Below are 11,003 nucleotides of genomic sequence, written 5' to 3'. Positions count from 1 at the left end.
GCGAGTTTCTCAGCATGAAGTCGGCGCTGATCCGGCACGTATCCGCGCAATCCAGAAGCGCCTGGATGTGCGGGGATGCGACATGTTGACCGCCCTTGCCGAGGCAGTACGCCAGCGTTTCAAGACAGATGTTGTGGCAGTCGCTACAGTTTTCGATGCATTCCTTCATGTTCATCTCTCGTACTCCTGTTCTGTGGTTGCCGAATTACCCGTGGACCGAAGCGCAGCGAAGAAGCCTGAGCCACCCCCTATTTCCCGTGGACAGGCCGTTCAGTGCCATCGGGATCGGTCTTGAAAACGCGAAGGCATTCGGTGTGGTTCCACCGATATCCGCTGACTTCTGCACGAACAGAAATGACAGACGTCCATGCGGTCGGGGGATTACACAGCTTGCGCGGAACTCTACAAACCGGGCTCTGCGAGATCTGTCGTGACCGGGCAAACGCATCTGTCCGGTAATCTTTTTCCTCGACATCCGTCAATGAAGATAGGCGTCGGTTGGCTCTCGCATGATCGGGACTTCTTCGGAAACTCCGCTGGCGGCAAACTCGGTCGGTGCCTGGCGGTCGGTCGAAGCCGTGACCGTGCCGCCTTCAGCCAGAAAGGAACAGGATGATGACAGTTCGAACTTTCTCAGCAGCAATGCTTGCTGTTGTCCTGATGGCCGGCGGCGCGGTCGGTCAGACCACGCCTCAGGCGGAAGATCCACATCACACGGCCGGCACCGAGAACCCCGCACTCCCTAATGCGGCTGGCTCCGACGAGCCAACAGACCCTGCGGGTCCAGGGATGGACTCGCAGGGTGCGGGACCGGGGATGATGATGTCTGCTGAAATGATGCAGATGATGATGCAGATGATGGCCCAGCATCATGTCGCCGGTTCGACCCCGGGGCCGGGCATCCAGGACGGAATGACCGGCGCGGTCGGGCAGGGGTCGGAAGTGGTCTTTGGTCTTGCACCTGCCGCGACACCGGAGACGACGCCCGACGTGGTGCGCGGCTGGCTTCAGACGCAACTCGACAGCCTGCAGAATCCACGGCTGACACTCGGCACGATCGAGACGGCTGCGGATGGCAGCATCATCGCCGAGATCCGCACTGTCGACGGGGCGCTAGTACAGAGACTGTCGTTCAACAGGTATCCGGGTTTTGTCCGCCAGATCGACTGAACGTCGTCAAGACGAAACGAGAGCAGATACGAGATGCGAGAGGCTGTGATGCATTTTGCCACCTCGGTGCTGGTTCGCGCAACACCGCGGGAGGTTTTCGACTACCTCGACGACCCCGAGCGCATTGGCGCCCACATGTCCGGGGGATCGCTGATGATGGCGGGCGGCAGCATGCACTATCATTTGGATGCCGAAGCTGGGCGCAGGGTCGGTTCTGTCATCCGCGTCGAAGGAAGGATGCTGGGTCTGGCATTGCGGGTGACGGAAGTGATCACGGAACGCGTGCCGCCCGTCCGCAAGATCTGGAAGACGACAGGTCCGCAGCGGATGATCGTGATCGACACCTATCGGCTGGGGTTCGAGACGCTGCAGGTCGAGGCAGGGACCGAACTGCGCGTCTTTATTGACTACACGCTGCCGGAACGACTGCCGGGCCGCCTGCTCGGTCGGGCATTGGCACCACTTTATGCGCGCTGGTGCGCGTCGCGGATTGCTGTCGGCACGCGGGCGCATTTCGCGCAAGGTCCGGGCCGAAGCCGGATCGCCTGAGTCCGGCGCGGTCAGCGCCTGGCCAAGTGTCCGATCCGCAGGGCAGTGTCAGTCAGCGCCATCGACGCCGCGGCATCCGCCGCAAGTCCGGTCATTGCCCGGATAGCGTCGATGGTTTCGGGGATCACGATGGCCTGGTTGTCGACCATATAGGCATAGAAGAGCTCGTTGCCCTGCACGGACAACATGTCCTGCCACAGCGCGACCTCGTAAAGGTTGTCATGCGGGCGGCCTAGGTCGGCCATCATCTCCTTGACCGCGTTCAGCGCGTCGAGGCCGTCATCCATCCGGATCAGCGCGATCCGCGACGAGGCACCGAAGGCGGCAAGAACCTCGTCCCTGGTGGCCGCGCGCGTCATCTCGACCGACCAGTAGTGCAGATGGGCCAGCGTCTGCGGCACCTTGACCGCCATTGTCACCACGTCCAGGCTTGGGTCCACGCTTTGCGCGTCGGGGCCCTGGTGGCTCGGGATCTCGCGCTCGGGCACCAGCGTGTTCATGATGCCGCCGAGATGGCTTTCCCAGGGGTCGGTCGCGCGCCGCAACAGGGTGCCGCGCGCCCGGACAAGCAGCCCCGCGCGCTTGAGCGCGGTCAGCGTGCGGACGATGGAGGTGGTGTTGCACGACACCACGCGGGTGCTGTCGCGCCCGATGGCACCGGCAAAGCTGGCCTCGGCCACGAAGGAATGGCCGGTAACGGCGTGTTTCTCGCCGCCCTGGACGATGAACCTGATGCCGCGCCGGCGATAGGCCTCGACATTGGCTGCCGCCACCTTCTTCGGCGTGCAGTCCACCACAATGTCGGCGCGGGTCAACAGGTCCTCCAGCATTCCGGCCACATCGAGCCCCGCCGCGCGCATGGCCGACACATGGCCCGGGCCGGCACCGTAAAGCGCGTAGCCCTTGGCCTCTGCCATGCGCGGGCGCCAGTCGGCGGCAACGTCGCACACCCCGGCCAGTACCATGTCGGGCTGCATGGCGACGGCATCCGCCACCCGCTTGCCGATGACGCCGTAGCCGTTCACCGCGACGCGGATTTCCTGCGTGGTGGTCATGATGCGATTCCTCTCGTTTCAAGCAAAATTCGTATCGCGGCCTTGAGCCGGGCTCGCGCCGTCGATGTAGGCCCGTGTCAGCGGCACGGCATCGCGCCGGTGGGCAAGCTGCAACTGGAACACCATGGTCCGACCGTTGCGGAATCCCGCCTCGCAGGCCGCGAGATAGAACTCCCACATCCGGCAGAACCGTTCGTCATAAAGCGCGCGCGCTGCGTCGCGGCGGGCGGCGAACCGCTCGTGCCAGAGGCGCAGCGTTTCCGCGTAATGGAGGCGCAGGATTTCCACATCCGTCACCCAGAGCCCCGCGCGCTCGGCCGCGGCGATGGCCTGCGACAGCGTGGGGCAATAGCCGCCGGGAAAGATGTACTTGCGGATCCAGGGATCGCTGCCGCCCTCAGGACCCATGATGCCGATGGAGTGCAGGAGCGCCACGCCGTCCGGTTTCAGCGCGTGGGCCATCGCCGAGAAGTAGTTGTCGTAGTCCGATGGCCCCACATGTTCGAACATACCGACCGACACGATCCGGTCGTAGCGGTCACGCTCGTCGCGGTAGTCGCGCAGGTGAAAGCGGACACGTCCGGCCAGACCCTCGGCTTCGGTCCGCGCGGTGGCGTAGGCCAGCTGTTCCCGCGACAGGGTGATGCCGGTGACATTCGCGGTGCTGTCGCGCGCCACCGACCGCGCCAGCCCGCCCCAGCCCGAACCGATGTCGAGAACCGAGAGGCCGGGACGGTCCAGCACCAGCTTGGCAGCGATGCGATGCATCTTTGCCGCCTGTGCCTCGTCCAGGGTCTCGTCACCACGTTCGAAATAGGCGCAGGAATACTGCCGCTCGCGGTCGAGAAAGAGATCGTAGAGATCGTCGGACAGGTCATAGTGATGCGCCACGTTGGCCCGCGCGCGCGCCGAGGGATTGCGGTGCCGGCGCCGCGAAAGAAGCCGGTCGGCCATCGCCCGCAGACCGCTTCCGGGCAGCGAGTCGAGCGCCTCCGGCCCGCCCGAGGTGAGCAGGTCCAGAAACTCGCGCAGCGTCCCCCGTTGCAGCACCAGCCGGCCGTCCATCCAGGCTTCGCCAAGCGCAAGGCTTGGTTGGGTCAGCAGGCGCAAGGGCAGGTCGCGGTCAAGCAGCCGAACCACCACATCGGGCGCGCCGCCGGTGCCGAAGCGGTAGGTCCGGCCACCCGCCTCGGTCCATTCCAGCGATCCGCGCCGGACGATCCGCCGCAGGATCGCGGCAACCAGCGCCGAAGCGCCGCCGACGACCGATCCCCTCCGGCTCCTTTGCGCGCGTGGCGCAATCTCAACTTCACTCTCGAATGAACTCTGCTGCGCCATTTGCTGTGGATCCATCATGGTCAGGTTGCAATCAACAGACGCGCGAGCGCCGAAAGGATTGCAGGCGCGAAGCGCTATCCTCACGAATGCGTGTAGGTGAAAGGAAAAGGAACGGCCTTTGCCCGGCCTGAAAGAACGACTTTGAAAGAGAGCTGATAGGGAGTGCGGTCAGCAAGCTTTACGAAAGCACCCCAAGTCACCGTATCTGCAATCTTCATCGGTTCAAGGTTAAGCAAGGTTCCACCGATATGACCAAGACCCATGACATTAACCGAAACCTGCGCTGTTTCGATCCGGGCGCCAGACGCGGCGTCGAACAGGGCAAGCACCAGATGGTACTGATCTTGCCCATCGGGCGCGCCGCCGTGCATCGCGCCCTCGGTGTGGGACTTTGGATGGCCTTGCACGATGGCGGCAGGCATCACGCCGAGATAGGCCAGGACGCCGGCGACGGTCATCGTGTCGGCATTCACACCGTCTTGCCCGCGCGCGACCGCGGAGAAGGCCGCCGATGCGACCGCCGCCAACGGCAGGACGAGTGCCGTCCGGCGCGACAAGGCGGTCCCGTCGGGTTTCATGACGCCACTTCCAGCGCCTGCGGCGCGGCAGCCTTGGCCGGAGAACGGCGGGTCACGCCCTCTAGCCGCGTCCGTTTCAGAAGCAGGGCGTTTACGGCGACCAGGGCAGAGCTTCCCGACATCGCCAGGGCGGCGACCTCGGGACTGATCGTGTAGGGAAAGAACACCCCCGCCGCGACCGGAAAGGCGACCACGTTGTAGGCCACTGCCCAGAACAGGTTCTGGTGCATCTTGCGCAGGGTCGCCCTCGACAGCACGATCGCCCCCAGCACATCATGCGGGTCGCTTCTCATCAGCACCACGTCGGCGCTTTCCATCGCCACGTCGGTGCCCGCGCCGATGGCAAAGCCCACGTCGGCCTGGGTCAGCGCCGGGGCGTCGTTCACCCCGTCGCCGACCATGCCGACCTTCTTGCCCAGGGCCTGAAGCTCCTTGATCTTGTCGGCCTTCTGACCCGGCAGCACGTCGGCGAGCACGATGTCGATCCCGAGTTCCCCGGCGATGCGCGCGGCGGTCCCTGCGTTGTCGCCGGTCAGCATCGCCACCTGGACGCCGCGTTCGCGCAGCCGGGCCACGGTTTCCTTCGCGGTCGGACGCAGCGCATCGGCAATCGCGATCAGCCCCAGAACGGCCCCGTCTCGGGCGACATGCACGACGGTCCGGCCCGCGCCCTTGAGGGTATCCGCCCGTTCTGACAGGGCACCGAGCGGCACCTTTTCCTCATCCATCAGGCGGCGGTTGCCGACCAGAACCCGACTGTCCGCGACAGTAGCGCTGGCCCCGCGGCCATCCAGCGTCTCGAACCCGGACATCTTGCCCAGGGTCAGGTTGGCGGCGCGCTCGACGATGGCGACCGCCAGCGGGTGATCCGAGCCCTTGTCCACGGCGGCGGCGGCGGCAAGCACCTCGTCGGGGCTGACACCCTTGGCGGCGACGACATCAACCACCTTCGGCTGTCCCATGGTGAGCGTGCCGGTCTTGTCGAAGACGATGACATCGAGTTTCGTCGCATCCTCGAGCGCGCTCGCGTTCTTGAACAGGATGCCGTTCATCGCGCCAAGCCCGGTTCCCACCATCACGGCCATCGGGGTTGCCAGCCCCAGTGCGTCAGGGCAAGCGATGACGAAGACGGTGATCGTCAGCGTCAGCGCGAACAGAAGCTCCGCCCCGATCCAGCCATACCAGACCGCAAAGGTCGCGACGCCGATGACGATGGCGACCAGCACCAGCCATTGCGATGCCCGGTCGGCCAGCAGCTGCGCCGGCGCCTTGGAGTTCTGCGCCTCCTGGACCAGCTTGACGATCTGCGCGAGCGCCGTGTCGGCACCGACCTTGGTGGCGGTGTAGCGGAAGGTTCCCGACTTGTTGATCGTGGCGCCGATCACTGTGCTACCGACGGTCTTCTGCACCGGCATGGACTCACCGGTCAGCATGGATTCGTCGACCAGCGACGTGCCTTCGGTAACCTCGCCGTCGACAGGAATCTTGTTCCCCGGACGGATCACCACGGTTTCGCCCTTCTGCACCTCGGCGGTGGGCACCTCGACCTCGCGCCCATCGCGGATGACGGTCGCCATCGGCGGCGCAAGGTCCATCAGGGCGCGGATCGCCTCTGAAGCACCGGCCCGGGCGCGCATCTCGAGCCAGTGGCCAAGAAGGATGAACACCAGAAGGACCGCGACCGCCTCGTAGAACTGCACGCCGGGGAAAAAGAAGGTCGAGCCGACGCTGAAAGCGTAGCCGGTTCCAACCGACAGGATCACCAGCACCGCCATGTTCAGCACGCCGTTGCGCAGCGCTCGCACAGCTGCGACGACAAAAGGCCAGACCGGCCAGATCACGGCGGCTGTCGCCAGAATGAACAGCCACTGGTCAAGCCGCAACCCGAACGGCGGCGCCGGCGGCGTGAACATGCCGCCCATCGGCGACCAGACGAAGATCGGAATGGTGAAGATCAGGGCGACCCAGAACCGGTTGCGCATGTCGCGCACCATCGACTGCATGTCGCCTGAACCGTGACCCATCTCGTGGGCCATCGCATCGTGGCCGGAGGGGGTGGCCGGGGCGGGGCTGTCAGCCCCCTTGCCATGTCCCGTGCCATGGCCTGAATGGTCCGCCATGGCTGCGGCATGGCCGTCGTGGGCGGAACACACGTGCCGCGGCAGGGCCTCACCCTCGCAGTGAAAGCCGCAGTCCTCGACGACCTTGCGCAACGTCTCGATGCTGGTCTTGCCTTCGTCGAAGGTCACGGTCACCGACGGACCTGCCGGATTGGCGGCCACCGAGGTGACACCCGGTTGGGCGCGAAGTTGCTTTTCGACCCCGAGATGCCCGAGGCGGTCGAACGTGGCGTTGAAATCGAGTGATGCGGTCGTCGTCATGGTCAATTTTCCCGGTCAGGCAGTTTCGTGCGGCGCGTCCCGGCAACCCGGCGCGCCGCACGGTAATTCATTCAGGAACAACAGCAGCCCGACTTGCCGGCCGGCTTTTGAACCGCGGCCGTCGGCGAGGCTTCCACCGTTTGCGAAGTTTCGCTGGTTGCCTGATCGCGCTGCGCACCACGGTGCCCGCGCTCGTGGTGTTTCGCTTGCTGCGATCCGCCGCCACAGCAGCCGCCTGCCTCGGTCTCGGCCAGAACGTTGGTTTCACGCGTCTTCATAGTCTTCTCCTGTTGATTTGCTCAAGGTTCCGACAAAGCTGACCTGTAGTCGCCGTTGCCAAGATATGGACGTATCAAGGCTGCAAACATTACACCTTGACGGGAGCCGGCGAAGTTTCGACGGCCCGCTTCCGGGCTCGGGCGCAGCCGCAATCAAGAAACCCGTGATCCGGGCAGGTCAGGCACATCTGCATCAGCAGGTCCCGCAATCTGGTCCGGGCCCGATGCAGCCGCACGGCGAGCGTGCCCAAGGAAATGCCGAGCGAAACGGCAACCGCGGCCCGCCCTTCTTCCTGAAGGTCGATCCGCCTTATCAGGTCGGCCTGTCCCTGCGGCATATGGCGGATCATGTCGGCGATGCATTCGCAGATCGCGGCGTCGATTTCGGCATCGGGTTCAGCCAAGATGTCCAGCGTCTCGGACTCGACTTCGGCGGACATTTCCCGCTGCCGTCGGCGCGAAGATTTTCGCTGGTGATCGGCAAGTGTGCTGGCCAGAAGCCGACTGAGCCAGCCGCGCAGGCTGGCAACGTCACGCAGGTCATCAGCCCGCGTGATCGCCCTGGCGACGAAATCCTGCATCACGTCCATCGCGTCATCGACGTTGCGCAAACGGCTGACCAGGAAGCCCAGAAACCGGCGCTGGTCTTCCAGAAGGGCAGCCTCGACGGCTTTTCGGCTCATCTCACGGTCTCCATTGCGTTTCCTGTGCCGTTCAAGGCGCGATTGTACTCCCCAGACGCTTCCGCCTGATGGTCCAGGCAGGCGCGCAGCGCCCGTCTGGCCCGCAGGGTGCGGACATTCAGTGTGCCAACCTCTACACCAATTTCCAGTGCGAACGCGTCGCGCGGCACGCCGCGAAGATACAGCGCACGGATCAGTTCGGCGTAATCGGGGCGAATGCTCTCTAGTGCTGTCTCCACTGCGGCAAAGTCTTCGCTGGCAGATGGAGCCTCTGCCGCGTCCTCGACCGGGGCCGAGAGAAGTAGGACATGATCGCAATAGGCCCTTTCCGCCCTCCGACGCGCGTCACGGCGACGGTAATGGTCGAACAAGCTGTTGCGCAGGATGCGGGCCAGCCAAGCATCGGTGTTGCGGATGGGTTTCGTCCGGTTCGTGGCGCAGATGACTTTCAGGTTGAAATCCTGCAACACGTCTTCTGCGGCACTCGGGTCAGCGATCCTTCGGCGCAAGTAGCTCAGATAAGCCTTTTGCCCTGTGGCGAGCCTTGTGCGCGGATCAGGTTCGACCGCACTTGAGGGCGGCGGTCCCTTCCGGGAAAGGTCAGTGTGGCGCATTGCGTTTTCCGTTCGCTGTCAATCGGGGGAAGAGAACCCCCGAAAAGACGCGCCGACGGCTGAGGACGGCAATTGCCTACGGAAGTTCTGGTGTCAGGCGAAGTCGGAAACTGCGCTCGGCGGTCGGAGCGGATCGTTCGGTCGGTGCTGCGTGCGGTCCGATTGTCCTTCGAACACCCACTGGATGCTGATGACCCAGATCGGGTGTTTCGCGTCGAATACGTTCTCAGCGACCACCACGGTCGGGAGCTGGCAATGATAGTTTTCAGTCGGCAGACTGCAGTCATCCTGTTGTGTCGCTGCTGAATGAGTGGAGGTGGCAATCGGCGGTTCGGATCGGGGAACGGCATCTGCGGCAAGGGAAGCGGTCAGGAGAGACAGGACAGTTAGCGCCATCACAAAGGCCGTCAGGACTGCGCGGAGCGCGCGCGACCATGAACCCATTTCCGACTGCCAAATTCCATCCATACGGCCAACCTGTAGCAATTGGACGAAACACTCGTTGACTTAGATCAATGGAGACCGGGTCGGCCCTACTGCCGACAGCACCACACTGCGCTCTTCGGCGTTCTGCTGCAATGAGTGCGGTGATTGGGTGTAATGGCTATACCGCTCAAGCGTCTATTTCTCCGTGCGGGGCCGAGGCCAATATCATCGGAGGACGAACCATGAACGAGCACCATCATTCTGTTGGAAGCCAAACCCCTGGCGCCTGGTTCAGGACGCGCTGGGGATTGGCGCTGATCGGGTTTGCCCTCATAAGCGCGCTTCTTCTTGTCTACGAGCACCGGGTTCACATCCCGTTCGGCAGCATTCTTGTGATCTTGCCGCTCTTTGCCTGCCTCGGGCTGCACTCGCTGATGCACGGCGGCCATGGGCATGGTGGAGGACACGGCAACCACGGCAGATCCGACAAGAACGTTGCATCCGGGCCATCTGCGGCGACCAGGGTCGAGGACGAGAGAGGAAAACAGTCATGACACCCGAAACCGCGCCTGCTTATGGTCTCTGGTTGCTCGCTTTCGTCAACGCGGCGGTTTTCATCATCTTCGCCCTAAGCTTTACCAAGCCGCAGACTCCGCGCGACTGGCGCAGTTTCAGTGCCTTCAGCGCCTTCCTGGTGGCGCTGTTCGCTGAGATGTACGGCTTTCCCCTGACCATCTACCTTTTGTCCGGCTGGCTGCAGTCTTCCTTTCCTGGCACCGATTGGTTCTCGCATGATGCCGGGCATCTGCCCGAAATGCTGTTCGGCTGGAAAGCCAATCCGCATTTCGGACCGTTTCACTTGCTCAGTTTCGTGTTGATCGGGGCGGGGTTCTGGCTGCTCTCGGTGGCATGGCCGGTGCTTTACGCGGCGCAGCGCGCCGGGCGGCTGGCGACGACCGGGCCTTACGCGCGGATCCGGCATCCGCAGTATGTGGGCTTTGTGCTAATCCTGACCGGGTTTCTGGTGCAATGGCCTACGATCCTGACGCTGGCGATGTATCCCGTGTTGATCTGGATGTACCTCCGCCTGTCCCGCAGCGAGGAGGCCGAGGCCCGCGCGCGGTTTGGCGCTGAATATGACGCCTGGGCACGTCGGGTGCCCGCCTATCTGCCCATGGGCCGTACCGACGGCGCAACGACCTGATCGGCACCACTTCCCCCATTCGGGTGGTGGTTATCGATCAGCACCCCACCCCGTCAGAAAGGAACACCGCATGAGCGACGTCAACACCGATCCGGGAACAGATCGCTTGGCCGCCCGCTTCCCGACCGCCTACACGATCCTCTTCGCGTTGATTGTGCTGGTTGCGGGCCTGACCTGGATCATACCCGCCGGTCGTTTCGACCGGGTCGAGAACGAGGCGGTCGGCCGCGAGATCGCGGTCGCAGGCACCTACAAGACGATCGAAGCCAACCCGCAGGGCATCCTAGACGTCCTGATGGCGCCGGTCGCGGGGTTTTATGACCCCGACAGCTATGCCGCGAATGCCATCGACGTGGCGCTGTTCGTGATTCTGCTCGGCGGTTTTCTGGGGGTCGTCAACGCCACCGGTGCCATCGATACCGGTATCCGCCGCGCGATGGCCAAGCTGAAGGGCCGCGAGATCTGGATGATCCCGATCCTGATGAGCCTGTTTGCCCTGGGCGGCACGACCTACGGCATGGCCGAGGAAACGCTCGCCTTCTATGGTCTTCTGGTCCCGGTGATGATTGCGGCGGGCTATGATGCGGTGACCGGGGCTGCGATCATTCTCCTGGGAGCAGGTATCGGGACGCTTGGCTCGACAATCAATCCCTTTGCAACGGTGATCGCCTCGAACGCTGCGGGCGTGGCCTTTACAGACGGGTTGGCGCTGCGGCTGGTGATCCTG

The 11,003-nt window shown here is 63.9% G+C and carries 11 protein-coding genes and 1 pseudogene; 5 read left to right on the top strand and 7 right to left on the bottom strand.

Translation table 11 applies throughout. From position 1 onward, the window contains the following. Positions 1-822: 822 nt before the first annotated feature. A complete protein-coding gene (locus tag U1E69_RS11800) occupies positions 823-1,170 on the top strand; it encodes a hypothetical protein (protein ID WP_157971253.1) in 348 nt (115 codons plus the stop codon). Positions 1,171-1,218: 48 nt separating this feature from the next. Next, complete coding sequence (locus U1E69_RS11795; protein WP_112312813.1) at positions 1,219-1,719, top strand: SRPBCC family protein; 501 nt, start codon at positions 1,219-1,221, stop codon at positions 1,717-1,719. Between the two features lie 11 nt (positions 1,720-1,730). On the opposite strand, the gene U1E69_RS11790 is transcribed toward U1E69_RS11795, so the two are convergent. From U1E69_RS11790 to U1E69_RS11760, 7 genes are all read right to left on the bottom strand, one after another. Beyond that, positions 1,731-2,774, bottom strand: coding sequence for a type II glyceraldehyde-3-phosphate dehydrogenase (locus tag U1E69_RS11790; protein ID WP_322244573.1), 1,044 nt, complete (start codon positions 2,772-2,774; stop codon positions 1,731-1,733). Between the two features lie 18 nt (positions 2,775-2,792). Then, complete coding sequence (locus U1E69_RS11785) at positions 2,793-4,127, bottom strand: cyclopropane-fatty-acyl-phospholipid synthase family protein (RefSeq protein ID WP_322244572.1); 1,335 nt, start codon at positions 4,125-4,127, stop codon at positions 2,793-2,795. A 65-nt stretch (positions 4,128-4,192) separates the two neighbouring features. Further along, a complete protein-coding gene (locus U1E69_RS11780) occupies positions 4,193-4,690 on the bottom strand; it encodes a hypothetical protein (protein ID WP_322244571.1) in 498 nt (165 codons plus the stop codon). Beyond that, positions 4,687-7,071 carry a heavy metal translocating P-type ATPase gene (locus U1E69_RS11775; protein ID WP_322244570.1) on the bottom strand — a complete coding sequence of 795 codons (2,385 nt, stop codon included), beginning with the start codon at positions 7,069-7,071 and terminating at the stop codon, positions 4,687-4,689. The genes U1E69_RS11780 and U1E69_RS11775 overlap by 4 nt, the downstream gene beginning before the upstream one ends. Before the next feature lie 71 nt (positions 7,072-7,142). Continuing rightward, a complete protein-coding gene (locus tag U1E69_RS11770) occupies positions 7,143-7,349 on the bottom strand; it encodes a hypothetical protein (RefSeq protein ID WP_322244569.1) in 207 nt (68 codons plus the stop codon). Positions 7,350-7,438: 89 nt separating this feature from the next. Next, positions 7,439-8,032: a sigma-70 family RNA polymerase sigma factor gene (locus tag U1E69_RS11765; RefSeq protein ID WP_322244568.1), complete on the bottom strand. Its 594-nt coding sequence runs from the start codon at positions 8,030-8,032 to the stop codon at positions 7,439-7,441. After that, complete coding sequence (locus tag U1E69_RS11760) at positions 8,029-8,646, bottom strand: sigma-70 family RNA polymerase sigma factor (RefSeq protein WP_322244567.1); 618 nt, start codon at positions 8,644-8,646, stop codon at positions 8,029-8,031. Before U1E69_RS11760 ends, U1E69_RS11765 begins: the two co-directional genes overlap by 4 nt. A 668-nt stretch (positions 8,647-9,314) precedes the next feature. Between U1E69_RS11760 and U1E69_RS11755 the strand changes: the two genes are divergently transcribed. The 3 genes and pseudogenes from U1E69_RS11755 to U1E69_RS11745 all read left to right on the top strand — a co-directional run. Continuing rightward, positions 9,315-9,626, top strand: a complete 312-nt coding sequence (locus tag U1E69_RS11755; protein WP_322244566.1) for a DUF2933 domain-containing protein — start codon at positions 9,315-9,317, stop codon at positions 9,624-9,626. Then, entirely contained in the window at positions 9,623-10,276 is a 654-nt protein-coding gene (locus tag U1E69_RS11750; protein ID WP_322244565.1) for an isoprenylcysteine carboxylmethyltransferase family protein, read from the top strand. The genes U1E69_RS11755 and U1E69_RS11750 overlap by 4 nt, the downstream gene beginning before the upstream one ends. Before the next feature lie 70 nt (positions 10,277-10,346). Beyond that, a pseudogene (locus U1E69_RS11745) lies at positions 10,347-11,003 on the top strand (YfcC family protein); the annotation flags it as partial.

The organism is Tabrizicola sp., assembly GCF_034366665.1.
GTDB lineage: Bacteria > Pseudomonadota > Alphaproteobacteria > Rhodobacterales > Rhodobacteraceae > Tabrizicola.
The sequence above is the reverse complement of the archived record's forward strand: the minus strand, read 5'-3'. Positions and strand labels throughout refer to the sequence as shown.